Raw genomic sequence first — 25,275 nt, 5'->3', positions numbered from 1 at the left:
GGCCTACGGCGTCTAGTGAGTCCTGCGGGCCCAGGGTGGGGTGTGAGGCCTACGGCGTCTCCTGCTCCGCCGTCACCTGAAGCATCTGCTCCGCCTCCGCCCGCCGCTCCCGCGCCGTCTCGTCGTCCTCCCCGGCGCCGTCGTACGCCGACAGCACCGCACGCGCGCGTGCCGCCGCCTCGGCAGGGCGGCCCAGGTCGGCCTCCAGCCAGCCCGCGGCGAGTTCCGCGCCGGTGCGGCTGTGCAGGGCCCCGCCGCCCAGCGACGCGAACACCGCGACCGCCCGCGTCACCTGGACGAGGGCGTCCTCCAACGCACCGCGGATCGACTCGTCCTCGGCGTCCTCCGCGGCGGAACGGGCGAGGAGGTCGCCGAACTGCCGATGGGTGTGGCCGAGTTCGACGGTGAGCCGCTCACGGGCCTCCGCGTCGTCGGCCGTCTCCAGCGCGGCCCGGCACTCCTCGACCGCGCTCGCCATGAAGTCGGCCGCTGCCTCGTCCCGGTCCGCCACGCCCAGCGCCAGCCACGCACGGGCCCGCAGCGAGCGGACCAGGCCGTGCACATGGCCCAGGGAGCGCCACAGCGCGCTCGCGCGCGCGTACGCCTGGTCCGCCTCGGCGTGCAGGCCCGCGTGACCGAGCGACTCGGCGGCCAGGTGGGCGAGCGTGGCGTGGTCGTGCTGCTCGGGCCAGTGCCGGGCGATCTCGGCCGCCTGCAACCGGCGTTCGGCCGCGGCGCGGTGCTCGCCGAGCTCGTCCAGGCAGTCGCCGAGCCACCACTGCGTCTGGACGACGACGCCGTCGCCGTGCGTCTCGACGCTCAGGTCGGGCAGCGCCGACTCCAGCACCTCGGCCGCCTCGGCGAACCGCCCCTGCCGCAGCAGGAACCCGCCGAGCTGGTGCCGCGACCAGGCGCCCAGCGTGCGGCTCTCGCCCGCCTCGTCGGCCCAGTGCGCCGCCTGAAGGGCGTGCTCGGCGGCCTCCTCGGACAGCCCACGCCCACCGAGCACCTCGGCCAGCTGAAGGTGCAGTTGGGCCCGTCCCGTGGCCTCCAGGTGCGGCCCGCCGTGCTCCAGGGCCGCCCGCAGCGCCCGCTCGGCCTCCGCGGTGTCGCCGAGATGGTGCGCGAGCCCGGCCAGCCGGGCCTCGTACTCCACCGCGAACCACGGCAGCCCCGCACCGACGAACGCCGCCGCGGCCCGCGCGAACAGCTCCGCGGCCGTCTCCACGTCCCCGGCGACCGCCGCCAGCTCCGCGAGCATCGCCTGCGCCTCAGCGGCCCGCGAGGCCAGCCGTACGTCGTCCCCGGCCCGCCCCTCGACCAGCGCGAGCACCTCACGGGTGGCGGCCTCGGCGTCGGCCGCGACGGACGGCGGCACCGCGTCCTCGGCCTCGTGCACCCGCCGCATCAGGATCCGCGCCCGGCACATCAGGACGGCCGCCGTCTGCCGCACACCGGTGCCGTCCTCGGCATACAGCGCGAGCACCCGGTCGTACAGGGCGGCGACCGCGGTGAGGGCCTCGGAGACCTCGCCCGTGAGCGCGCGTACGTACGCCCCACGCGCGCGTGCCGCCAGCGCCTCCCCGGCGTCGCCCCCCTCCGCGTACAGCCGCGCCGCCTCCTCGAACAGGGGGACGCCCTCGGGGCCCAGGTCCATCGCCCGGTGGTCGGCGATCTCCGCGCGGTCCAGGGCGGCCAGCTCGACCCCCTCGGCGGCCCGGGAGACGGCGGCCCAGGCCTCGACGGCGTCGGGCTGAAGCGTGTCCGACAGCCGCCGTGCCTCGGCGACCAGCACGGACAGGTCGGGCTCGGCGTCGGCCGAGGCGGGCACGGTGGCCGGCGCGGGCATCGTCACCGGCGTCGGCCGTGCCGCCGTACGCACCCCCAGAGGCAGCCGTTCCACGAGCGGCGGCTGCTCCATACGCGCGCGTGCCCGCTCGCTGACGTGTGCCGTGCCGTTGCGGTCGTCGAAGCGCGCGGCCAGCGCGAGGGCCTCCGCGCGCGCGTGGGCGGCGAGTTCACCGGCGCTCCAGGTGCGGCCCGCCGGACCGGACACCCGCTGATCACCCAGCCCGAGCGTGCTCAGGCGATCCATGAGCAGGGCCACCACCGCCATGAACTCCAGCTTGCTGCGCGGATGCCCGTCGTCCGTGAAGTACGCCGGCCGCTCCGCGAGCAGCTCCAGGGCCCGTGCCTCGTTGCCGGTCAGCGTGCAGAACTCCACGTGGTCCGCGTACGCCCCGCGCATGCTCTCCATCGACCGCACCAGCCGGAAGCCCCGCAGATGGTTCGCGCGGGCCTCGTCCTCGCGGCCCAGCCGCAGCAGCGGCAGCAAGGAGGACGCGAGGACCGTGTGCGGCTCGTGGGCGCAGGTGAACTCGCCCTCCAGGACCGGCTCCCACAGCCGGATCGCCTCGGCGTCCCGGCCCAGCTCGGCCTGCCACCACCCCTGCCCGTGCAGCTCGCACGCGTGGCAGTCGGCCATCCCGTCCCGGTCCGCCGCCAGCCAGGCGCCGTACGCCCGCTCCGCCCGCGCCACGTCCCCGACATGCGCGGCCACACTGAACTCGGCGCTGCGCACCGCCCGTTCGGAGTGTCCGGCGAGCCGGTAGCGTTGCTCCATCTCGCCGAGCCACTTCTCGATCGAGGCCAGCGGGACGTGCGGCTGGTCGAGCATGCCGGACGACATCCACTTGAAGACCCAGTGCAGCGAATGCGTCTCGTACTCGTCGAAGTCCTCGGGCCGCTCGTCCCACATGCGCAGCAGACGCGCGAAGGGGACGAACATCTTGTCCTTCTCGGAGCTGTAGTTGTAGACCTTCAGCTGGTGCCCGAGCGCCTCGATCACCGCGAGCGGGATGTTCAGCCGCTCCGCCTCGGCGAGCAGCTGCTCCGCGCGCGCGTTGCGGGCCGGACCCTCCGGCTCCTCGCCGTTGTCCGCCATCGCCCGGCGCAGCGCGTCGAAGTCGGTGATCTCACTCATCAGCGGCCTCCCTCGCCGTTCGTGGCCCACTCCAGCAGACCGATGAAGGACCGGTTCAGCAGCGCCGAGTCGGCAGGCCTGAGCGGGCGCTGCGCCATCAGCAGGGCCTGCCCGTAGAGGGACTCGGTGGCGGTGCCGATCAGCTCCGGATCGCCCAGCGAACTGATCCTGCGGATCAGCGGGTTGAGGTGGTTGAGCACCAGACGCGCGCGCGGCGCGCTGCCGCGCAGCGAGCCCAGGATGCCCGCCCACAGGTCGTCGGCCTGCTCCTCGGCCTGCGCGCGCGCCTGCTCGTGCCGGGCCGCCCGGTCGTCGAGATGCAGCGCGGGCACCGACAGCGGATGGAAGGCGCGCAGGACGACATCACAGCCCAGCGGGTCGAGCTTCGCCCGCGCGGCCGCCAGGAAACCCGCCAGAGCCAGCTCCTCGGCCGGGTCGACCGAGTCCAGATGGGCGGTCACGGTGTCCGCGTCCAGCTCGGCGACGACCGTCCCCGGCCGCACCGACGGCAGCGCCTCGACCAGCTCGCTGTCGTACGTGTAACCGCCGTTGATCACCCCGACGCCCTGCGCGGACGCGATCGGGGCGACCTGCCGGTACTCCTCGACGGTCCGGGTGAAGTGCACCACCGGGTGCCGCTGCGCGAACTCCTCCAGGGACAGCCGTCCGTCGGTGGTCTCGAAGGGCAGCCACGGCAGCATCGTGCGCAGCATCTCCTTGTCGTGCCGCGCCAGGGACTTCACGCCCAGGTGGTGCACGGACAGGAACGCCGCCAGCCGTTCCGGATCACCGGCCGCGAGCCCCGTCAGCCAGGACCGGATCCGTTCGCCGAGCGCCTCCCGCACGGCCGCCAGCGTCTCGTCCTCGTACAGCGACTCGCGCGAGGCGGTGGGCCGCAGGCTGTCCGTGTCGAGCACACAGCGCACGAAGAACGCCCAGTCGGGCAGCAGCTGTTCGGCCCGCTCGGTCAGCAGCATGCCCTTGAGGTGGACGCGATGACCGGCCCGCTGGGCGGGACTGACCGCCGACGGAAGGACGTACGCCACGCCACGGATCCCGGCGAGCGGCACGTCCAGCTCGATCGAGTCCAGCGGGGTGAAGCCGAACAGGTCGTGACAGTGCCGGGCCAGCGCCACCCTGCGGTTGGCGGGGGAGGGGTACGGCCGGTCCCAGGGCGCCGGCAGGTCGGTGACCGCCTCGTCGCCGACGCGGACGTCGTACGGCAGCAGCGAGCCGAAGTCCCGCGCCAGCGCCAGCACCCGGTCCTGCGCGAGCCACTCCCCGGCCCCGGCCCGCGCCACCAGGTGCACGGTGGTGCCCGGTTCGGCGCGGGCGTCGTCCGGCAGGGTCCGCACGGTGTACGAACCGTCGTCCGTCGCCGTCCACTCCACCGGTGCCGCTCCCGGCGTACGCGCGCTGCGGCTGACCACCCGGATCCGTTCGGCCACCACGAAACAGGCCAGCAGACCGATGCCGAACTGCCCGAGGAAGTCCGACCGGGCTTCCTGAAGCCCTTCGGCCTGCTTGGAGCTGCGGCCGATGGTGGCCAGGAGGCTGTGCACGTCCGCCTCGGTCAGCCCGATCCCGGAGTCCTCGATCCGCAGGGCGCCCTCGCCGGCGTACAGCCGCACCTTGGCCGGCGCGTCCGGCTCCTCGGCGCGTCTGGCCGTGATGGCGTCGACCGCGTTCTGGAGCAGCTCGCGCAGGTAGACCTTGGGGCTGGAGTAGAGATGGTGGGACAGCAGGTCCACCAGACCACGCAGGTCGACCTGGAACGTATGAGGTGGCTGGGGCGGCTGAGATGCCTGGGATGACTGTGAGGTCTGGGAGTCCATCGTCACAGCGCCGTTGGGGGGACTGGCGACGGCGCGGGGTCGGGCGGTCCCGGTGAGGCGGTGACCGCGAAAGGATGGCCGGAGCGCGCCATCCTAGGGCCGAAACGAGCGGTCTGACCAGGGCTTTCCGGGACGTTTACCGGGACGGGCGCCGCGGGCTCTACGACGATGTCAGTGCCGTGGTGTGGAATGGATCTCGTGCCCGCACTGGAAGAACCACTGAAGAAGGTGCTCGGCCCCGCCACCGCGAAGGTGATGGCCGAGCACCTCGGCCTGCACACCGTCGGCGACCTGCTGCACCACTACCCGCGCAGATACGAGGAGCGGGGCCAGCTCACCCACCTCGCCGACCTCCCCATGGACGAGCACGTCACCGTGGTCGCCATGGTCGCCGACGCCCGCCTGCACAGCTTCGCCTCCGCCAAGGCGCCGCGCGGCAAGGGCCAGCGCCTCGAAGTCACGATCACCGACGGCAGCGGCCGCCTCCAACTGGTCTTCTTCGGCAACGGCGTTCACAAGCCCCACAAGGAGCTCCTGCCGGGCACACGCGCGATGTTCGCGGGCAAGGTCTCCGTCTTCAACCGCCGCCTCCAACTGGCGCACCCGGCGTACGAACTGCTGCGCGGCGACTCCGAGGAGGCGGTCGAGACCTGGGCGGGCGCCCTGATCCCGATCTACCCCGCCACGGCGAAACTGGAGTCCTGGAAGGTCGGCAAGGCGATCCAGACGGTCCTGCCCAGCGCCCAGGAAGCGCTCGACCCGCTCCCGGACACCCTCCGCGAGGGCCGCGGCCTGGTCCCCCTCCCCGAGGCCCTCCTCAAGATCCACCGCCCGCACACCAAGGCGGACATCGACGACGCCCGCTCCCGCCTCAAGTGGGACGAGGCCTTCGTCCTCCAGGTGGCCCTCGCCCGCCGCCGCTTCGCCGACGCCCAACTCCCCGCCCTCGCCCGCAAACCCAAGCCGGACGGCCTCCTCGCGGCCTTCGACGACCGCCTTCCCTTCACGCTCACCGAGGGCCAGCGGAAGGTCTCGAAGGAGATCTTCGACGATCTGGCCACCGAGCACCCGATGCACCGGCTGCTCCAGGGAGAAGTCGGATCGGGAAAGACGATGGTGGCGCTGCGCGCCATGCTCGCCGTCGTGGACGCCGGTGGTCAGGCCGCCATGCTCGCGCCCACCGAAGTGCTCGCCCAGCAGCATCACCGGTCGATCGTGGAGATGATGGGCGAGCTGGCCGAGGGCGGGATGCTGGGCGGGGCCGAGCAGGCCACGAAGGTGGTCCTGCTGACCGGGTCCATGGGAGCCGCCGCCCGCCGGCAGGCGCTGCTGGACCTGGTCACCGGCGAGGCCGGGATCGTCATCGGCACGCACGCGCTGATCGAGGACAAGGTGCAGTTCCACGACCTCGGCCTGGTCGTCGTCGACGAACAGCACCGCTTCGGCGTGGAACAGCGCGACGCCCTGCGCGGCAAGGGCAAGCAGCCGCCCCATCTGCTCGTGATGACCGCCACGCCCATCCCGCGCACGGTCGCGATGACCGTCTTCGGCGACCTGGAGACCTCCGTCCTCGACCAGCTCCCGGCCGGCCGCTCGCCCATCGCCTCCCATGTCGTCCCGGCAGCCGACAAACCCCACTTCCTGGCCCGCACCTGGGAGCGGGTGCGCGAGGAGGTCGGCAACGGCCATCAGGCCTACGTCGTCTGCCCCCGCATCGGCGACGAGGAGGACGACCCGAAGAAGGCCGGCAAGAAGACCCCGGAGTCCCCCGAGGACGCGGCCGAGAAGCGTCCGCCGCTGGCCGTCCTCGACGTGGCCGACCACCTCGCCAAGGGGCCGCTCCAGGGCCTGAGGGTCGAGGTGCTGCACGGTCGTATGCACCCCGACGACAAGGACGCCGTCATGCGCCGCTTCGCCGCCGGGGAGACGGACGTCCTGGTCGCCACGACGGTCATCGAGGTCGGTGTGAACGTCCCCAACGCCACCGCCATGGTGATCATGGACGCCGACCGCTTCGGCGTCTCCCAGCTCCACCAGCTGCGCGGACGCGTCGGACGCGGTTCGGCGGCGGGCCTGTGTCTCCTGGTCACCGAGATGCCGGAGGCGAGTCCGGCCCGCCAGCGTCTGAACTCGGTCGCCGCCACCCTCGACGGCTTCGAGCTCTCCCGCATCGACCTCGAACAGCGCCGCGAGGGCGACGTCCTGGGCCAGGCCCAGTCCGGCGCCCGGACCAGTCTGCGGATGCTGGCGGTCATCGAGGACGAGGAGATCATCGCGGAGGCCCGGCAGGAGGCGGCGGGTGTGGTGGCGGCCGACCCGGAGCTGGAGCGTCTGCCCGGCCTGCGGACCGCCCTGGACGCCCTCTTGGACAACGAGAGGGAGCAGTACCTGGAAAAGGGATGAGGGAGACTCCCCCAGAGGCGCGGGGCTGGATGGACCATGCGGCTACCGCCGTGGGGGCGCGACCAGCCACACTGAACCCAAAGCCGCTCACAACCAAGGACCCAAGATGACCCGCGTGATCGCCGGCGCAGCCGGCGGACGTCGCCTGACCGTCCCGCCGGGCACCGGCACCCGCCCCACCTCCGACCGCGCACGCGAAGGTCTCTTCTCCACCTGGCAGTCCCTCCTGGGCGGCCCCCTGGAGGGGGAGCGGGTCCTCGACCTCTACGCCGGTTCGGGCGCCGTCGGCCTGGAGGCCCTCTCCCGCGGCGCCGGCCACACCCTCCTGGTCGAGGCCGACGCGAGAGCGGCCCGCGTCGTCCGGGAGAACGTCAGGAACCTCGGCCTGCCCGGCGCCGAGGTGAGGGCGGGCAAAGCGGAACAGATCATCCAGACACCGGCACCGACCGAGCCGTACGACCTCGTCTTCCTCGACCCGCCCTACAGCGTCACAGATCACGATCTTCGCGAGATTCTGCTCACACTCCGCTCAGGGGGCTGGCTCGCGCCGGATGCCCTCGTCACCGTGGAGCGCAGCACCAGAGGCGGGGAGTTCCGATGGCCGGACGGCTTCGAAGCGATCCGGGCCCGTCGTTACGGCGAGGGAACGTTTTGGTACGGTCGCGCCGCCGCCATCGGCGACAACGCCTCTACGTGCGAAGACGCACGATGACCGGACCGGAGAGCGAGGGATCACAAGTGCGCCGCGCCGTCTGTCCCGGGTCGTTCGACCCGATCACCAACGGACACCTCGACATCATTTCCCGAGCCTCCAGGCTGTATGACGAGGTCTATGTCGCCGTCATGATCAACAAGGCCAAGAAGGGCCTGTTCGAGGTCGACGAGCGACTCGACCTGATCCGCGAGGTCACCGCCGAGTACGGGAACGTCCGCGTCGAGGCCTTCCACGGCCTCCTCGTCGACTTCTGCAAGCAGCGCGACATCCCGGCCATCGTCAAGGGCCTGCGTGCCGTCAGCGACTTCGACTACGAGCTCCAGATGGCGCAGATGAACAACGGTCTGTCCGGTGTGGAGACGCTCTTCGTGCCGACCAACCCGACCTACAGCTTCCTGTCCTCCTCGCTGGTGAAGGAGGTCGCCACATGGGGCGGCGACGTCTCCCACCTGGTGCCGCCGCTTGTCCTGGAAGCCCTCAACAAGCGTCTGCGCCAGGGCTGAACGGGCGGCTACAGTCGTCCCGTCCGTCTCCATCACAGCTGTAGAGAGTGGCGAGCACACGGTGGACGTACAGAAGAAGCTCGACGAGATCGTCGCGGCGGTCTCAGGTGCCCGGTCGATGCCCATGTCGGCCTCGTGCGTGGTCAACCGCGCCGAACTGCTCTCGTTGCTCGAAGAGGTCCGCGAGGCCCTGCCCGGCTCCCTCGCGCACGCCCAGGAGCTGATCGGCGGCCGCGAGCAGATGGTCGAGCAGGCCCGCCAGGAGGCCGAGCGGATCATCGGGCAGGCGCACGCCGAGCGCGGCTCGCTGATCTCCGACACCGAGGTCGCCCGCCGCTCCCAGGCCGAGGGAGACCGGATCGTCGCCGAGGCCCGCAAGGACGCCGAGGACATCCGCGCGGAGGCCGACGACTACGTCGACTCCAAGCTCGCCAACTTCGAGGTCGTCCTCACCAAGACCCTCGGCTCGGTCGGCCGGGGCCGCGAGAAGCTCCTCGGCACCGGTCCGGGCACCGACGAGAACGGCTACGAGGACGAGGACGCCCCCGAGCGCAGCCACGACCCCGAGACCCTGCGCCGCAACGCCGACGAATACGTCGACGTCAAGCTCGGCGCCTTCGAGGCGGTCCTGGCCAAGACCCTGGAGGCGGTCGGCCGCGGCCGGCAGAAGCTGCACGGCCGCATCGCCAGCGACGACCTCGGGGCGCTCGCCGACGACAACAGCACCGTCCGGCACTCCAGCGACGCCGACTACCTCGCCGACCTCGCCGCGCTCGCCGAGCAGGACGCCCCGGCGGCCCCCGCCGAGCCCCCCGCGGCCGTACCGGCCCAGCCGCAGTACGACCCGCAGCCCGTGCAGCCGGCGTACGGCTACCAGCAGACCGACGCCTACGCCGGCTACCAGCAGGCCTACGGCGGCCAGCAGGACCCGTACGGCTACCAGCAGGCCGATCCCTATGCCTACCAGGGCTACGACGCCCAGCAGGCGGCCTACGACCAGCAGCAGCCCCAGCAGGCCGCCCACCAGTCCTACGCCCTGGACGAGACCAGCCTCTTCGACACCGGCATGATCACTCCGGAGCAGCTGAGGGCGTACGAGCAGGGTCGCGGCCAGTAGGGAGCCACCGGATTGGGCCGTGAGCGAAAGGTCCAGTATCCTGGCTCTTCGGTCGCGCGTACGTCCGCGATCAAAGCTGCCCAGGGAAACCGAGGGGCAGTGACCCTCTGAGCTCAGCAGATCGAAAGCAGGAATGGCGTGACAGCCCGCCTCGACCACCGCAACCCTCTCGTGTTCGACACACACGAGCTGGGTCGGCGGCCCGGTGCGTTGCAGCGCCTGACCCGCGAGGTCAACGCTCCCAAGGATCTCGGTATCCAGGGAGTCGTCGGAGTGCCGGAAGGCGCCCCGGTCGAGCTCGAACTCCGGCTCGAGTCGGTCATGGAAGGGGTGCTTGTCACAGGCACCGCCCGTGCACAGGCCGAGGGGGAGTGCGTAAGGTGTCTGGAGCCGCTTCAGCTGGACGTCGAAGCGGACTTCCAGGAGATGTTCTCGTACCCTGACGCCGACGACCGGGGCCGCGTCCACGCGGAACCCGGCGACGACGCCGAGGACGACGAGGACAGGCTCTTTCTCGAGGACGGCCTGTTCGACCTCGAACCAGTGCTGCGCGATGCGGTGGTGCTCGCACTGCCGATGCAGCCGGTGTGCCAGGAAGACTGCCCTGGACTGTGTGCCGAGTGCGGTGCACGTCTCGCGGACGACCCGGACCACCACCATGACGCCGTCGACATCCGTTGGGCGGCACTGAAGGGACTCGCCGGTTCACTCGGAGACGGCGAGAAGGACGAGATGAGCGGCGCCGAAGCGGAAGCGGGCGTCGACGAGAAGCAGGAGAAGTAGCCGTGGCTGTTCCGAAGCGGAAGATGTCGCGCAGCAACACGCGCCACCGCCGGTCGCAGTGGAAGGCTGCGGTCCCCACCCTGGTTGCGTGCGAGCGCTGCCACGAGCCCAAGCAGCAGCACATCGCGTGCCCGTCTTGCGGCACTTACAACAAGCGCCAGGTCCTCGAGGTCTGAGCGGCTGGTGAGAGGCACTGTGTCCACGCCTAAGAAGAACGCTGCGGACAACACAGCCTCGTCCCACACGCTGTTGGAAGGGCGGCTCGGGTACAAGCTCGAGTCCGCCCTTCTGGTGCGTGCGCTGACCCACCGTTCCTACGCGTACGAGAACGGCGGTCTGCCGACCAACGAGCGCCTGGAGTTCCTCGGGGACTCCGTGCTGGGCCTCGTGGTCACGGACACGCTGTACCGAACCCACCCCGACCTGCCCGAAGGCCAGCTGGCCAAGTTGCGGGCCGCGGTGGTCAACTCGCGTGCGCTGGCGGAGGTCAGCCGTGGGCTCGACCTGGGCTCCTTCATCCGGCTGGGCCGCGGTGAAGAGGGCACGGGCGGCCGGGACAAGGCGTCCATCCTCGCCGACACCCTGGAAGCGGTGATCGGCGCGGTCTATCTCGACCAGGGACTGGAATCGGCGGCGGAGCTGGTGCACCGTCTGTTCGACCCCCTGATCGAGAAGTCCTCGAACCTCGGAGCCGGCCTGGACTGGAAGACCAGTCTCCAGGAGCTCACCGCGACCGAAGGACTCGGCGTGCCCGAGTACCTGGTCACGGAGACCGGCCCCGACCACGAGAAGACCTTCACTGCTGCCGCCCGCGTCGGAGGCGTCTCGTACGGCACCGGCACCGGCCGCAGCAAGAAGGAGGCGGAGCAGCAGGCAGCTGAGTCCGCGTGGCGGTCCATCAAGGACGCCGCGGACGAGCGCGCCCGCAAGTCGGCGGCCGATGCCGCTGAGCCCGACGCCGATGCGTCGTCGGCCTCCGCCTGACCGAACAGCGCGATCCGAGCGCCCGTCCCGGCCCTGGGGCGGGCGCTCGGTCCATACCCGCAAGGTGTGTACGGGGGATCCCATGCCCGAGTTGCCCGAGGTCGAGGTCGTCCGGCGCGGTCTGGAGCGGTGGGTCGCCCATCGCACGGTCACCGACGCCGAGGTCCTGCACCCGCGTGCGGTACGCCGTCACATCGCCGGCCCGGACGACTTCGCGCACCGCCTCAAGGGCCACCGGGTCGGCGTTCCGAGCCGCCGCGGCAAGTATCTGTGGCTGCCCCTGGAGGACACCGGCCAGTCGATCCTGGCCCACCTCGGCATGAGCGGCCAGCTGCTGGTGCAGCCGCACACCGCGCCGGACGAGAAGCACCTCAGGATCCGGGTGCGGTTCGCGGACGCGCTCGGCACCGAACTGCGCTTCGTCGACCAACGCACCTTCGGCGGGCTCTCGTTGCACGACAACACGCCCGACGGTCTGCCCGATGTCATCGCGCACATCGCCCGCGACCCACTGGACCCGCTCTTCGACGACGAGGCCTTCCACCAGGCGCTGCGCCGCAAGCGCACGACCGTCAAACGGGCCCTGCTGGACCAGTCGTTGATCAGCGGCGTCGGCAACATCTACGCGGACGAGGCCCTTTGGCGCGCCCGCCTCCACTACGACCGCCCGACCGGCACCTTCACCCGCCCGCGCAGCCTCGAACTCCTGGGCCACGTAAGGGACGTGATGAACGCAGCCCTCGCGGTCGGCGGCACGAGCTTCGACAGCCTCTATGTCAACGTCAACGGCGAGTCGGGCTACTTCGACCGCTCACTCGACGCGTACGGCCGTGAGGGGCTGCCCTGCAAGCGGTGCGGTACGCCGATGCGCAGGCGGCCCTGGATGAACCGGTCCAGCTACTTCTGCCCGAAGTGTCAGAGGGCGCCGCGCGTCTCGTCGTAGCGCTCACGTGCCTCGAGCACGTCGTCCATCTGCCCCTCCACGAAGTGGATGAGGTTCAGCAGCCGCTCGGCGATCCCGCGTCCCAGCGGCGTCAGCTCGTAGTCGACCCGCGGTGGGTTGGTCGGCTGGGCCTCGCGGTGCACCAGGCCGTCCCGCTCCAGGGCGTGCAGCGTCTGGGACAGCATCTTCTCGCTGACGCCGTCGACCCGGCGGCGCAGCTCATTGAAGCGCAGCGAGCCCTCGTACAGGGCGCCGAGCGTCAGCCCGCCCCAGCGGCCCGTGACGTGCTCCAGCGTGCCGCGCGAGGGACACGCCTTGGCGAAGACGTTGTACGGGAGGTCCTGCGCCGCCGTGCGCTCCTGCGTGGTGTCCATGACTAAAGCGTACTCGAACGCAGCGCTAACCGGCAGCTTGCACTTTCCAGAAGTTAGTGCTTCCCTTTCGTCATCGCCAGTGAGCTGCCCATTTCAGGAGTACCCACGTGACCACCCCTGTCGTATCCATCGCCTACCACTCCGGCTACGGCCACACCGCCGTCATCGCCGAGGCCGTCCGCTCCGGTGCCGTCGAGGCCGGTGCGGAGGTGCATCTGATCAAGGTGGACGAGATCACCGAGGAGCAGTGGGCGATCCTCGACGGCTCGGACGCCATCGTGTTCGGCTCGCCGACCTACATGGGCACCGCGTCCGGCGCCTTCCACGTCTTCGCGGAGGCCACCTCCAAGCGCTGGGCCGAGCATGCCTGGACCGACAAGCTGGCCGCCGGCTTCACCAACTCCGCCTCCAAGAGCGGCGACAAGCTGCACACCCTTCAGTTCTTCCAGATCCTTGCCGGTCAGCTCGGCATGCACTGGATCAACCTCGGCCTGCTGCCCGGCTGGAACAGCAGCGCCGGCTCCGAGAACGACCTCAACCGCCTCGGCTTCTTCACCGGAGCCGCCGCGCAGACCAACGCCGACGAGGGCCCGGAGGCCGTGCACAAGGCCGACGTCGCGACCGCCGAGCACCTCGGGCGCCGGGTGACCGAGACAGCGAGGGTGTTCGGTCGCGGCCGCGCCGCGGTCGCCGCGTAATCGTGTACGAGGGGCTCCCTGCCGGTCGCCGGGATCGGAAGGGAGCCCCTGGTCGTGCGCCTCGGGGAGCTGCGCCGGGCTCGCGGCCCCCGTAGGGGCGGCGATCCAGGCGCGCGATGCCGGTGGCCTGAATACCCTCGTACGAAAGAGCGCCGCAGCCGCCCCCTGGATGCGTGCACGCGCCCCTCGGCCGCAGCGCCGCCGGGCGCCAGTCGTGCTCGGAGCCTGGCGGCCCACCGAGATCCACTGCCCTTGCGGCGATCGTCCCGCCAAGATCCGCAGGTACGAACGGCACGACCATGCGAGCGATCCAGTACGACCGGTTCGGTGACTACGACGTGCTGAACCTGACCGACATCCCCAGGCCGGTGGCGCCCAGTGGCCAGGCGCTGGTGCGGATGACGGTCGCGGGTACCACCCGCTGGACAACACGGTGCGCTGGGGATAGCTGCCCCCCGGTGCGGTCAAGTCCTTCCCCGTCACGCCGGGAACCCTCGGTGTGGGCGTGGTCGAGGAGCCGGGGGAGTCGGGGCCGGCGCAGGGCAGCCGGGTCATGATCAGCGGTGGACGCTACGGCATCGGCGTCGACGGCACCTGGGCCGACTACCTCGTGGCCGACCCCGCCCATCTGCTCCCCCTGCCCGACGAAGTGGACGACACCGCCGCCGCGGCGCTGTTGGCCGGCGCCGGCTGCCTCACCGCGTACCTCGCACTCACCGAGCTGGCGGAATTTCGGTCGGGCGGAAGCGTGCTCGCCCCCGGAAGCGGTGGCGCGGTGGGACAGGGCGGTGTCGAGATCGCCCGGCATCTCGGAGCGTCCCTCGCCGTCACCACCGCCACCAGCCCGGCCAAGGCCGAACTGAGTCGGGCGGCGGGATACGAGGTCATCGACCTCACGAAGGAGTCACTGGGGGACGGTGTCGCACGGCTCACCGGAGGCAAGGGCGTCGACGTCGTCCTGGACGGTGTGGCCGGGCCGATCACCGGCCAGGCGCTGGGCGCACTCGCCAGAGGCGGAACCCTGATCAGCATCGGTTACTCGGCCGGCATGCAGGCCGACATCAACGTCACCGACCTGATCTGGAAGGCGGCCCACGTACACGGCTTCACCTTCCCCCTGTTCTCGCAGGAGCAGATCAACAGCGCCAACGCCAAACTGCTGGACCTGCTCGTCAGCAAGGACATCAAGCCCCTCGTCGACCGCGTCTTCCCCCTCGAGCAAGCCGCGGAGGCACAGCGTCACCTCATTGAGGGCAGCCCCTTCGGCCGCGTGCTCCTCAGCCTGTAGAGCATGGCGGACGATGGCCCCGAGGCGGCCAGAGGGGCTGACCGAATTGACACGTTTTGCACACAGGGCGAACCTGGAATCAGACGCCCTGAACGGCCCATCAGAAGTCTGTACTGCAACCAGACGTGCGTTCGTCGACTCCGGCCGCTCCCGAGAGGAGACTCGCATGCCGGGCATGTGCGAACCATCGCCGGGGACAAGCCGATCTCCATGATCAAGGTCAGCGTCTACCGCCCCGACTTCACGCTCATCGATCACGCCTTCACCGACGACGACGGTTCGTACGGCGTCGACGTGCCCGCCGGTGAGACGGTCACCGTCCGGTTCGACACCCACCATTCGCTCAACAACGCGGACAGGTGGCAGCCGTCGCTGGTCACCGAGGTGATCGCCGACGACGCCGTCCCGCTCGACCGCCATCTGGTCCCCGTGGGCCAGTTCGCGGATACGGCGCGCGGCATCGACGTGATCGCCGCCAACCTCCTGGCCTCGGCCGTGGAAGGGCCGGAGTACGCCGCCCACGCCACGACCCGGCTGTCCCAGATCAAGCAGAACACGCTGTTCCTCCAGCGCATCCAGGCATCCCTCCTGGAGCACTTCACGGAGCAGGCCGACGCCTGATGGGCCGTACCCGACCCGGCTCATGGCCATCGCGCCGCATCTCCTGAAAGGACGGCGTCATGCTCGAGAAGAACTTCGACCACGAGGACGTGAAGGCGGCCGTCGAAAGGCTCGACACCGGCGACGGACCCGGCACCGACAACCTTGCCGACCTTCCGGAGAGCGACTTCGTCGGTTTCGCCGAGGACGACGCGGAGGGCGACCTCCCAGCGGGAGCCACCATCCCTTACGACCGTCCAGTCGTGGACTTCATCGACCAGCTCAGCGCGACGGGCCACGTCACCCACACGTCGTACACGAAGACGTCGGTCACTCTGCACCACAACGCCGGCCGGCTCTCGCACCAGGGTGTGCTCGACGTCTGGAAGGTGCGTCCGGCATCAGCCCACTTCGACGTGGACGCCGACGGCGCCGTCGCTCAGTACGTCAAGGTGAACGAGTACGCCTGGGCCGTCGGCAACACGGTCGGCAACCAGAGCTCGATCAGCATCGAGATGGCGAACGAAACGCTCGACCCCAACTGGAGGGTCGGCCAGGCCACATGGAAGAACGCCGCCCGTCTCGCCGGCTGGCTCTTCGCGAAGGTGATCGGCGAACGCCCCAGTGGAAGCAACCTCTTCTACCACCACCACTGGTCCTCGACCCTCTGCGCCGGCCCGTCCATGGACCGGATCTACGACGAGGTCCTCGCCGCGGCACAGGTGGCGTACGACCACTTCGAGAACGCGGACCCCACCCCCCGGCCGGACACCGAGCCGGTACCGGTCGAGCGCCGGCGCTGAGCGCCGGCCGGCTGTCTCAGTAGCCGAAGTCCTGCGTCCACCAAGGCCCACCGGCCCCGAAGTGCACGCCGACGCCGAGGGTCTTGAAGTCGCAGTTCAGGATGTTGGCCTTGTGGCCCGGACTGTTCATCCAGGCCTCCATCACGGCGGCCGCGTCGGCCTGGCCGCGGGCTATGTTCTCGCCGCCGAGGTCGGTTATCCCGGTCTTCGCGGCACGGTCCCACGGGGAGGCGCCGTCGGGGTCGGTGTGGTCGAAGAAGCCGCGCTCGGCCATGTCCTCGCTGAAGTCCTGGGCGAGTTCGGTGAGCGAGGAGTTGGCGGCGACCGCGCTACAGCCCACCTGGGCGCGCTCCTCGTTCACCAGCCTGAGCACCTCGGCCGCGGCGGCGGCCTCCGCGGAGACCTGGACGGGGGCGCCGGCCTGCTCGTTGCCCCGGTCGGGCGCCGTCTCCTTCTGCTGCGGCGGGGCCTTGGTCGCCGTACGCGAAGGAGTCTCCTTCGGCTTCTTGCTGGGCGTGGCCGACGGCTTCTTCGACGGGGTCTTCGTCGGCGCGGCCGACGAGGTCGACGGAGCGGGCGAGCTCGGCGAGGCGGGCCGCTCGACGTCACGGCTGGTCGAGCCGCCGCTGTCGTCCCGGTCGGCGCTGCCGGAGGTGCCGCCCTGCTCGGCGGGGGAGTTGGTCGGGGTGTCGGCGGCCTGCACCCGGTCGGTGCCGCTTCCGCCGCCCAGCTTGTAGTTGTCCATGCCGGGCACCACACCCGTGGCGACCGCGACCGTGCCGAGCGCCACCGCGGCGGAGACGCCGAGCAGCCCGGTCTTCACCGGTGCCGCGGCCTTCTTCTTGCGGCGGCGGTGCGAGCCGCCGGGACGCCGGGCTCCGGAGTCGGGCGTGAAGCCCTCACTGCGGAAGGCCATGGCGTCGTCGTCCGGGAAGGTCGTGGTGTCGGTGATCCGGGTGTAGTCGTCGTCCTGGGCGAAGAGGTAGGCGTCACTCCTCGCGTAGGACTCGGCGTACGCCTCCGGGTTCAGATAGGGCGCGATGCCCCTCACCGGCCGGTCACTCGTGTACGAGTCCCGGGAGTCGTGGCCCTCCGTGAAGGAGCCGTCCGTATGTGTGACCCCCGTGGCGCGGCCGTTGGCGGCGCGTCCGGCGTCGGAGCGTCGGTGGCGTCCCATGTACTGGCCTTCCTCGTCCCTGCGGTCTCAACGTCCTCACCGAACTCACACGATCGGGTGAGTTTCATATGAGATTCATTGGGTGGGGACGGTACCGCATGGCGCCAGGGGAGGAAGTGCCCGGAGAGACATTGGCCCGTTAGGTTGCACTCATGAGCGAGGATGTACGGCTGGTCGCCTGGGTGCGAGGACGCGTCCAAGGTGTGGGTTTCCGCTGGTTCACGCGGGCCAAGGCCCTGGAGATCGGCGGCCTGAGTGGTTTTGCTCTCAATTTGGACGACGGCCGGGTCCAGGTGGTCGCGGAGGGCCCGCGGCGGGGATGTGAGGGACTTCTGGACTGGCTCCAGGGCGACGACACGCCCGGGCGGGTGGAAGGCGTCACCGAGATCTGGGACACACCTCGCGGGGGTTACGACGGATTCGCCATCCGCTGAGCCGGATCTGTAAAGCGGCCCTGGCGCAAGCGGAGGGACCTGCCACCGGCAACTGCCCCGAGCAGAAATGAGCAGGTGGTTGCCAAGAACGGCTCGCGGTGGCAGGCTCCCCACCTAAGGATGATCGTCACTCCCCGAGGGCCCCGCAGGAGTCGCAGCACCGCCGTTTTCGGCCGTGTGCCCCGGGTCTGCCCGCCAATACGGGGTGTGATCGTGTTGACCGTCAAACTTTTTGGTGAGACGCTGAAAGCCCCGCGCACCTTCGCTGTTTGGCGTGGCTGAACGGCAGTACAACTCCAGGCCTGCCAACCAACCGCGGGTGCGAATCCCTCACGACCCACACCGATTCGGTCGGTCACTCAGTGTGGAGGACCATCCATCATGGCAAAGGCGCTTCTCGGTTACGTCGGCGGCTCCGACCCGCGACTCCTCGCCGAGATGCGACGGCTCCAGCAGCGTGTCCAGGACCTGGAATCCGAGCTCGGACGGATCCAGGCCGAGAACGACGCGCTGACGGCTGCCGCTTCTCACGACAGGATCATGGAGAGCATCGACGCACACCAGGCGGAGCCTGCGCTCACCTGATCACTGCATCGCTCCACAACAGCAGGCAGTGGTTGGGCGGCCCGTATCCAACCGCTAAGTAGTTGTCAGACGACCGGCTCGCCGGCCGTCAGAAGTTGCAAGGGACGCTTCGGCGTCCCTTCTTTCTTTCCCCCGACTTAATGCCCCGCGCATCCTTTCACCCTCTTTAACGTCTGGTGTGCCCTGCACGTTCATCGGTGAAACCGTGCGTTCATGGAGTGACACTTCCCCGGAAGGTAGAGTCCACCGGCGTGCACCTCAAGGCCCTGACCCTCCGAGGGTTCAAGTCGTTCGCGTCGGCGACCACGCTCCGGTTCGAGCCGGGCATCACCTGTGTGGTCGGTCCGAACGGCTCGGGCAAGTCCAACGTCGTGGACGCGCTCAGCTGGGTCATGGGGGAGCAGGGCGCCAAGTCGCTGCGCGGCGGCAAGATGGAGGACGTCATCTTCGCCGGCACCACCGGCCGCCCGCCGCTGGGCCGCGCCGAGGTGTCGCTGACCATCGACAACTCCGACGGGGCACTGCCCATCGAGTACTCCGAGGTCACCATCACGCGGATCATGTTCCGCAACGGCGGCAGCGAGTACCAGATCAATGGCGACACGTGTCGCCTGCTCGACATCCAGGACCTGCTGTCCGACTCCGGCATCGGCCGCGAGATGCACGTGATCGTCGGCCAGGGCCAGCTCGACTCCGTCCTGCACGCCGACCCGATGGGCCGCCGCGCCTTCATCGAGGAGGCCGCGGGCGTCCTCAAGCACCGCAAGCGCAAGGAGAAGGCGCTGCGCAAGCTGGACGCGATGCAGGCCAATCTTGCGCGCGTGCAGGACCTGACGGACGAACTGCGCCGGCAGCTCAAGCCCCTGGGCCGCCAGGCCGCCGTAGCGCGCAGAGCCGCCGTCATCCAGGCCGACCTGCGCGACGCCCGGCTCCGCCTCCTCGCCGACGATCTCGTACGACTGCGGGAGGCGCTCCAGGTAGAGGTCGCCGACGAGGCCGCGCTCAAGGAGCGCAAGGAGGCCGCCGAGGAGGAGCTGCGGAAGGCCCTCCAGCGCGAGGCCCTCCTGGAGGACGAGGTCCGGCGGCTCACACCGCGCCTCCAGCGGGCCCAGCAGACCTGGTACGAGCTGTCCCAGCTGGCCGAGCGGGTGCGCGGCACGATCTCGCTGGCCGACGCGCGCGTGAAGAGCGCGACGTCCGCGCCGCCGGAGGAGCGCCGGGGCCGCGACCCCGAGGACATGGAACGCGAGGCCGCCCGCATCCGCGAGCAGGAGGCCGAGCTGGAAGCCGCCCTTGAGGCGGCCGAGCGGGCCCTTGAGGACACGGTCGCCCACCGGGCCGAACTGGAGCGGGAGCTCACCCTCGAAGAGCGCCGACTGAAGGACGTCGCCCGTGCCATCGCCGACCGGCGCGAGGGGCTCGCCCGGCTGAACGGCCAGGTCAACGCGGCCCGTTCGCGTGCCGCCGCCGCCCAGTCGGAGATAGAGCGACTGGCGGCCGCGCGGGACGAGGCCCAGGAGCGGGCCTTCGCCGCGCAGGAGGAGTACGAGGCACTGAAGGCCGAGGTCGACGGCCTGGACGCCGGCGATGTGGAACTCGGCGAGCAGCACGAGGCGGCGAAGCGGCGGCTCGCCGAGGCGGAGGCGGCCCTGACGGCGGCCCGCGAGGCGGCCACGGCGGCGGAACGGGGACGCGCGGCGACGCAGGCCCGGCATGAGGCGCTGGCGCTCGGCCTGCGGCGAAAGGACGGCAGCGGGGCGCTGCTCGGGGCGAAGGACCGGCTCACGGGAGTGCTGGGTCCGGCGGCGGAGCTGCTGACGGTCACGCCGGGCTACGAGGTCCCGCTGGCGGCGGCCTTCGGAGCGGCGGCGGATGCGATCGCGGTGACGTCGCCGTCGGCAGCGGCGGAGGCGATCCGGCTGCTGCGGAAGCAGGACGGCGGGCGGGCGGCCCTTCTGCTCGCCAGTGACGAAGTGTCCCCAAGGGGCGCGGGGCCGGTTCAATATGCGACTCCGCCGCGGGACGCGACCGGCCAGGACGGACTCGCGGACGCCCGACTCCGGGAATCGGCACCACCCGCGGCGAACTTCGTCCGCGGCCCCGCCGACCTCATGCCCGCCGTACACCGCCTCCTCCGCGACATCGTCGTCGTCAACACCCTGGAGGACGCCGAAGACCTGGTCTACGCCCACCCTCACCTGACGGCCGTGACCGCCGAAGGCGACCTCCTCGGCGCACACTTCGCGCACGGCGGGTCCGCCGGGGCGCCGAGCCTGCTCGAAGTCCAGGCCTCCGTGGACGAGGCCGCGGCCGAGCTGGAGGAGCTGGCCCTGCGATGCGAGGAGCTCGCCGAGGCACAGCAGGCGGCGACCGAGCTGCGCAAGGAGTGTGCCGCGCACGTCGAGGAGCTGGGGGAGCGGCGCCGGGCCGCCGACCGGGAGAAGTCGTCCGTGGCCCAGCAGCTCGGCCGGCTCGCGGGCCAGGCAAGGGGCGCGGCGGGCGAAGCGGAGCGTTCCGTCGCCGCCGCCTCGCGGGCGCAGGAAGCGCTCGACAAGGCCCTGATGGAGGTCGAGGAACTGGTGGAGCGGCTGGCCGTCGCCGAGGAGATGCCGGTCGAGGAGGAGCCCGACACCTCGGTACGGGACCGACTCGCCGCCGACGGTGCCAACGCGCGCCAGACCGAGATGGAGGCCCGCCTCCAGGTCCGTACGCACGAGGAGCGGGTCAAGGGACTGGCCGGACGCGCCGACTCCCTCGACCGCGCCGCCCGCGCGGAGCGCGACGCACGCGCGCGTGCCGAGCAGCGGCGGGCCCGGCTGCGACACGAGGCGGCCGTCGCGGAAGCCGTCGCCTCCGGTGCCCGGCAACTGCTCGCGCACGTCGAGGTGTCCGTGGCCCGCGCGGAGCAGGAGCGTGGCGCGGCCGAGGCCGCCAAGGCCCTGCGGGAACAGGAGCTGACCGCCGCTCGCAACGCCGGACGCGACCTGAAGGCCGAGCTCGACAAGCTGACCGACTCCGTGCACCGCGGCGAGGTGCTCGGCGCCGAGAAGCGGATGCGGATCGAGCAGCTGGAGACCAAGGCGCTGGAGGAACTGGGCGTCGAACCCGCCGGGCTCGTCAGCGAGTACGGCCCCCACCAGCTCGTACCGCCCTCCCTGGCCGCCGAGGGCGAGCAGCTTCCCGAGGACCCCGAGCACCCCCGCAACCAGCCCAAGCCCTTCGCGCGGGCGGAGCAGGAGAAGCGGCTCAAGGCCGCCGAGCGTGCCTATCAGCAGCTCGGCAAGGTCAACCCGCTCGCCCTGGAGGAGTTCGCGGCGCTGGAGGAACGGCACAAGTTCCTCAGCGAGCAGCTTGAGGACCTGAAGAAGACCCGGGCCGATCTGCTCCAGGTCGTCAAGGAGGTCGACGAACGCGTCGAGCAGGTCTTCACCGAGGCCTTCCGGGACACCGCCCGGGAGTTCGAGGGCGTCTTCAGCCGGCTGTTCCCCGGTGGTGAGGGGCGGCTGATCCTCACCGATCCCGACAACATGCTCACCACTGGCGTGGACGTCGAGGCACGTCCGCCGGGCAAGAAGGTCAAGCGGCTGTCGCTGCTCTCGGGTGGCGAGCGTTCCCTCACGGCCGTGGCGATGCTGGTGTCGATCTTCAAGGCCCGGCCGAGCCCGTTCTATGTCATGGACGAGGTCGAGGCCGCCCTGGACGACACCAACCTCCAGCGGCTGATCCGCATCATGCAGGAGCTCCAAGAGGCCTCGCAGCTGATCGTGATCACACACCAGAAGCGCACGATGGAGGTCGCCGACGCGCTGTACGGCGTCTCCATGCAGGGCGACGGTGTGTCGAAGGTCATCAGCCAGCGGCTGCGCTGACGCCGTCTGTCGGGGGTACCCGCTCTCCCCGTCCTCCCCTCAATACATTCACCTTCACTTCAAGAAGTGAACGCATGTCACCTACTCGCGTCTCAAAAGTCACAGCAGTCGCCCTATTGACTTCGAAACTTGAAGGCATAGTCTCAGCAACGTTGTTTTTACCTTCAGGTATCACCACTTGGAGCGGCTTACCCCACCCGGCAGCGTTGCCGGCGCCCGAGGAGTACACGTGACCAGCACAGCGCAGGCACCTACGTCAGGAGCCAAGGCTGCCCAGCCCGAACATCTCGGGCACGTCGTCTTCATCACCGCGGCGGCCGCCATGGGCGGCTTCCTCTTCGGCTACGACAGTTCCGTGATCAACGGAGCCAACGGTGGCATCCAGGCCCGGTTCGACCTCAGCTCCGGTGTCACCGGAACCGTCGCCGCCAGTGCCCTGCTCGGCAGCGCCCTCGGCGCCGCGATCGCCGGCCGCATAGCCGACCGCATCGGCCGGATCCGCGTCATGCAGATCGCGGCGGTGCTGTTCGCCGTGAGCGCCGTCGGTTCCGGACTGCCGTTCGCCGCGTGGGACCTCGCCGCCTGGCGTGTGCTCGGTGGTATCGCCATCGGTATGGCCTCGGTCATCGGCCCGGCCTACATCGCCGAGGTCGCCCCGCCCGCGTACCGTGGCCGGCTCGCCTCGTTCCAGCAGGCCGCCATCGTCATCGGCATCGCCGTGTCCCAGTTGGTCAACTGGGCGATCCTCAACATGGCCGACGGCGAGGAGCGCGGCACCATCGCGGGCCTGGAGGCCTGGCAGTGGATGCTCGGCGTGATGCTCGTGCCGGCCATCGTCTACGGGCTGCTCTCCTTCGTCATCCCCGAGTCCCCGCGCTACCTGATCAGCGTCGGCCGGATCAGCGACGCCAAGAAGGTCCTCGCCGACGTCGAGGGTGACGGGAACCTGGACGGCCGGGTCGCCGAGATCGAGCAGGCGATGAAGAGCGACCACAAGTCGACGTTCAAGGACCTGATGGGCGGCCGGTTCGGCCTGCTGCCGATCGTCTGGATCGGTATCGGTCTCTCCGTCTTCCAGCAGCTGGTCGGCATCAACGTCATCTTCTACTACTCGAACCTGCTGTGGCAGTCCGTGGGCGTCGACCCGTCGAGCTCGTTCTTCTACTCGTTCGAGACCTCGATCATCAACATCATCGGCACCGTGATCGCGATGATCTTCGTCGACCGCATCGGCCGCAAGCCGCTCGCCCTGATCGGCTCCATCGGTATGGGCATCTCGCTCGCGGCGGCCGCCTGGGCCTTCTCCTTCCAGAACGGCAACGACCCGTTGCCGACGGCGCAGGGTGTCGTCGCGCTGATCGCCGCCAACGCCTTCGTGCTCTTCTTCGCCCTGTCCTGGGGCGTGGTCGTCTGGGTCATGCTCGGCGAGGTCTTCCCGAACAAGATCCGCGCCGCCGCCCTGGGTGTGGCCGCCTCGGCCCAGTGGATCGCCAACTGGCTGATCACGATCACCTTCCCGGACCTGGCGGAGTGGAACCTGTCGCTCACCTACGTCGCGTACGCGGTGTTCGCCTTCCTCTCCATCCCGTTCATCCTCAAGTTCGTGCCCGAGACCAAGGGCAAGAAGCTGGAGGAGATGGGCTGAGCCCCAAGAAGGGCTCCCCGAACTCGGGGAGAAGGGCCAAGTCCCCGCTGCCCCTCTCCCCGTAACCCCGCCGCCGCCCCGGCTCGGCCACTGCCCGAGCCGGGGCGGCGGCGCCATGTCCGGGCTCACCAGATGAGGACGCCGCCGCCGATCTCCAGGGCCTTGTGGGCGCTCTCCTCGATGATCCGCAGCCGGTCCGCGATGCCTTCGCGGTGTTCCTCCACTGTCCGGGGGTGTTCCGTGCCGACGGCCAGCGCGTCCAGGTGGGTGCGCAACAGCGCGACCTCGCGCAGCAGCTCAGGCACCTCCCCGGCCTCGGCATACAGATCCCCTTCGGCCAGCACGGGCAGAAGGCGGGCGCCCAGCGAGCGTACGAACTGCGACCCCCACACCGTCTTGCGCCAAGACTCGAAGCCGCCGGACCGGTACACATCGTCCGGAACGTCCAGTATCCGTATCGTCCCGTCCGGTTCCCGGACGAACACCTCCACCAGCAGACTCATGGCCTCAGTCGATCACCGGCGGCCACGAGCGGTCCACGGATTATCGGCGCAGGTCAGCCGCTCAGCGCCGGAATCACCCGCTCCGCGAACAGCCGAAGACTCCGCCACCCCTCCTCCACCGGCATCCCGCCCGACAGCGGATGCAGCACGTAGTTGTCGAACCCCAGCGCCACGCACTCCTCGGGCGTCACGATCCGGTACACGCCCTCGGCCCGCAGTTCCGCCACGGTCGTGGCCCCCGACTTCACCGCCGAGCGGATGTCGCCCGACTGCCAGGAGGCGTATGTCCGTGCCTCGTGCAGGAAGTGACGGCCGTGCTCGGCCCAGGTCCTCTCGGGGTCCTCGGCGATGTGCAGCAGCGGTGTCTCGGCGGCCGGCATCATCGTCCAGCCCTCGGTGCCGTACTCCACCAGCCGCTCCTTGTAGTACGCCTCCAGCTCCGGCAGATGCGCGCTGGGGAAGAACGGCAGGCCGAGCCGGGCGGCCCGGCGGGCGGCGGCCTTCGAGGAGCCGCCGACCAGCAGCAGGGGGTGCGGGTCGGTGTACGGGCGCGGGGTGATCCGTACCGTACGGCCCCGGTACTCGAACTCCTCGCCGGTCCACGCCTTGAGCAGCGTCTCCAGCAGCTCGTCCTGGAGCCTGCCGCGCCGCTTCCACTCCACGTCGAACAGCTCGTACTCCTCGGGCCGGTAGCCGATCCCGGCGACCGTCACCAGCCGGCCGCCGCTCAGCAGGTCCAGTACGGCGATGTCCTCGGCGAGCCGCAGCGGGTCGTGCAGCGGGCCGATGATCGCCGAGACGGTGACCGCGAGGCGCTTGGTGGCGCCGAAGACCGCCGCCGCGAAGGCGAACGGTGACGGCAGCCAGTTGTTGTCGGCGCCGTGGTGCTCCTCGGTCTGCACGGTGGTGATGCCGTGCCGGTCGGCGTACGCGGCCATCTCCAGGGCCGCCCGGTAGCGGGCGGCGAGCGAGGCGGGGGTCGCGTCGGGCTCGACGAGGTTGAAGCGTACGACCGTGACGGGCATGGGGGTCC

The 25,275-nt window shown here is 70.5% G+C and carries 22 protein-coding genes; 16 read left to right on the top strand and 6 right to left on the bottom strand.

Annotation, left to right across the window (positions count from 1 at the left end; translation table 11 throughout):
* Positions 1-49: 49 nt before the first annotated feature.
* Positions 50-2,983: a tetratricopeptide repeat protein gene (locus ACIQWG_RS17615; RefSeq protein ID WP_404096207.1), complete on the bottom strand. Its 2,934-nt coding sequence runs from the start codon at positions 2,981-2,983 to the stop codon at positions 50-52.
* On the bottom strand, positions 2,983-4,818 hold the full coding sequence (locus ACIQWG_RS17610) for an HSP90 family protein (protein ID WP_404096204.1): 1,836 nt from the start codon (positions 4,816-4,818) through the stop codon (positions 2,983-2,985). Before ACIQWG_RS17610 ends, ACIQWG_RS17615 begins: the two co-directional genes overlap by 1 nt.
* Before the next feature lie 189 nt (positions 4,819-5,007).
* Between ACIQWG_RS17610 and recG the strand changes: the two genes are divergently transcribed.
* The 8 genes from recG (at position 5,008) to mutM (ending at position 12,266) form a co-directional block, all read left to right on the top strand.
* Positions 5,008-7,221, top strand: coding sequence for an ATP-dependent DNA helicase RecG (gene recG / locus ACIQWG_RS17605; RefSeq protein ID WP_404096201.1), 2,214 nt, complete (start codon positions 5,008-5,010; stop codon positions 7,219-7,221).
* 106 nt (positions 7,222-7,327) lie between these two features.
* The gene (gene rsmD, locus ACIQWG_RS17600; protein ID WP_404096198.1) at positions 7,328-7,933 is read left to right on the top strand and encodes a 16S rRNA (guanine(966)-N(2))-methyltransferase RsmD; all 606 of its coding nucleotides are present in this window, start codon (positions 7,328-7,330) and stop codon (positions 7,931-7,933) included.
* Positions 7,934-7,959: 26 nt separating this feature from the next.
* Positions 7,960-8,439: a pantetheine-phosphate adenylyltransferase gene (gene coaD / locus ACIQWG_RS17595; protein WP_403454712.1), complete on the top strand. Its 480-nt coding sequence runs from the start codon at positions 7,960-7,962 to the stop codon at positions 8,437-8,439.
* A gap of 61 nt (positions 8,440-8,500) precedes the next feature.
* Positions 8,501-9,556, top strand: coding sequence for an ATP synthase F0 subunit B (locus ACIQWG_RS17590; protein ID WP_404096195.1), 1,056 nt, complete (start codon positions 8,501-8,503; stop codon positions 9,554-9,556).
* A gap of 120 nt (positions 9,557-9,676) precedes the next feature.
* Positions 9,677-10,339, top strand: coding sequence for a YceD family protein (locus tag ACIQWG_RS17585; RefSeq protein WP_404097699.1), 663 nt, complete (start codon positions 9,677-9,679; stop codon positions 10,337-10,339).
* Positions 10,340-10,341: 2 nt separating this feature from the next.
* Positions 10,342-10,515 carry a 50S ribosomal protein L32 gene (gene rpmF / locus ACIQWG_RS17580; protein ID WP_003951102.1) on the top strand — a complete coding sequence of 58 codons (174 nt, stop codon included), beginning with the start codon at positions 10,342-10,344 and terminating at the stop codon, positions 10,513-10,515.
* A gap of 19 nt (positions 10,516-10,534) precedes the next feature.
* Positions 10,535-11,323, top strand: coding sequence for a ribonuclease III (gene rnc, locus ACIQWG_RS17575; protein ID WP_404096192.1), 789 nt, complete (start codon positions 10,535-10,537; stop codon positions 11,321-11,323).
* A gap of 82 nt (positions 11,324-11,405) precedes the next feature.
* Positions 11,406-12,266, top strand: a complete 861-nt coding sequence (mutM, locus tag ACIQWG_RS17570; RefSeq protein WP_404096190.1) for a bifunctional DNA-formamidopyrimidine glycosylase/DNA-(apurinic or apyrimidinic site) lyase — start codon at positions 11,406-11,408, stop codon at positions 12,264-12,266.
* On the opposite strand, the gene ACIQWG_RS17565 is transcribed toward mutM, so the two are convergent.
* The gene (locus tag ACIQWG_RS17565) at positions 12,239-12,640 is read right to left on the bottom strand and encodes a winged helix-turn-helix transcriptional regulator (RefSeq protein ID WP_404096188.1); all 402 of its coding nucleotides are present in this window, start codon (positions 12,638-12,640) and stop codon (positions 12,239-12,241) included. The genes mutM and ACIQWG_RS17565 overlap by 28 nt on opposite strands.
* 107 nt (positions 12,641-12,747) lie before the next feature.
* On the opposite strand from ACIQWG_RS17565, the gene ACIQWG_RS17560 reads away from it, so the two are divergent.
* From ACIQWG_RS17560 to ACIQWG_RS17545, 4 genes are all read left to right on the top strand, one after another.
* Positions 12,748-13,338: a flavodoxin family protein gene (locus ACIQWG_RS17560; protein WP_404096186.1), complete on the top strand. Its 591-nt coding sequence runs from the start codon at positions 12,748-12,750 to the stop codon at positions 13,336-13,338.
* Between the two features lie 499 nt (positions 13,339-13,837).
* Positions 13,838-14,626, top strand: a complete 789-nt coding sequence (locus ACIQWG_RS17555; protein ID WP_404096185.1) for a zinc-binding alcohol dehydrogenase family protein — start codon at positions 13,838-13,840, stop codon at positions 14,624-14,626.
* Positions 14,627-14,803: 177 nt separating this feature from the next.
* Positions 14,804-15,247 (top strand): carboxypeptidase regulatory-like domain-containing protein, encoded by a 444-nt coding sequence (locus ACIQWG_RS17550; protein ID WP_404096183.1) that lies wholly within the window; start codon positions 14,804-14,806, stop codon positions 15,245-15,247.
* Between the two features lie 59 nt (positions 15,248-15,306).
* A complete protein-coding gene (locus tag ACIQWG_RS17545) occupies positions 15,307-16,029 on the top strand; it encodes an N-acetylmuramoyl-L-alanine amidase (RefSeq protein WP_404096180.1) in 723 nt (240 codons plus the stop codon).
* Positions 16,030-16,045: 16 nt separating this feature from the next.
* Here ACIQWG_RS17545 and ACIQWG_RS17540 read toward each other — a convergent pair whose 3' ends face one another.
* Positions 16,046-17,206: a CAP domain-containing protein gene (locus ACIQWG_RS17540; protein WP_404096177.1), complete on the bottom strand. Its 1,161-nt coding sequence runs from the start codon at positions 17,204-17,206 to the stop codon at positions 16,046-16,048.
* Positions 17,207-17,358: 152 nt separating this feature from the next.
* Here ACIQWG_RS17540 and ACIQWG_RS17535 point away from each other — a divergent pair, with 152 nt between their 5' ends.
* The 4 genes from ACIQWG_RS17535 to ACIQWG_RS17520 all read left to right on the top strand — a co-directional run bounded on the left by ACIQWG_RS17535 (position 17,359) and on the right by ACIQWG_RS17520 (position 23,739).
* Positions 17,359-17,640, top strand: a complete 282-nt coding sequence (locus ACIQWG_RS17535) for an acylphosphatase (RefSeq protein WP_404096175.1) — start codon at positions 17,359-17,361, stop codon at positions 17,638-17,640.
* Between the two features lie 381 nt (positions 17,641-18,021).
* Positions 18,022-18,225 carry a hypothetical protein gene (locus ACIQWG_RS17530; RefSeq protein ID WP_030048901.1) on the top strand — a complete coding sequence of 68 codons (204 nt, stop codon included), beginning with the start codon at positions 18,022-18,024 and terminating at the stop codon, positions 18,223-18,225.
* Positions 18,226-18,476: 251 nt separating this feature from the next.
* Positions 18,477-22,094, top strand: a complete 3,618-nt coding sequence (gene smc / locus ACIQWG_RS17525; protein ID WP_404096171.1) for a chromosome segregation protein SMC — start codon at positions 18,477-18,479, stop codon at positions 22,092-22,094.
* 229 nt (positions 22,095-22,323) lie between these two features.
* Complete coding sequence (locus ACIQWG_RS17520) at positions 22,324-23,739, top strand: sugar porter family MFS transporter (protein WP_404096168.1); 1,416 nt, start codon at positions 22,324-22,326, stop codon at positions 23,737-23,739.
* 125 nt (positions 23,740-23,864) lie between these two features.
* Here ACIQWG_RS17520 and ACIQWG_RS17515 read toward each other — a convergent pair whose 3' ends face one another.
* On the bottom strand, positions 23,865-24,242 hold the full coding sequence (locus tag ACIQWG_RS17515; protein WP_404096165.1) for a hypothetical protein: 378 nt from the start codon (positions 24,240-24,242) through the stop codon (positions 23,865-23,867).
* 53 nt (positions 24,243-24,295) lie between these two features.
* Positions 24,296-25,267 (bottom strand): LLM class flavin-dependent oxidoreductase, encoded by a 972-nt coding sequence (locus ACIQWG_RS17510; protein WP_404096162.1) that lies wholly within the window; start codon positions 25,265-25,267, stop codon positions 24,296-24,298.
* Positions 25,268-25,275: the final 8 nt, after the last annotated feature.

The organism is Streptomyces sp. NPDC098781 (assembly GCF_044759995.1).
GTDB lineage: Bacteria > Actinomycetota > Actinomycetes > Streptomycetales > Streptomycetaceae > Streptomyces.
Note: the sequence above shows the minus strand (reverse complement) of the source record. Positions and strands in the feature narration are given on the sequence as shown.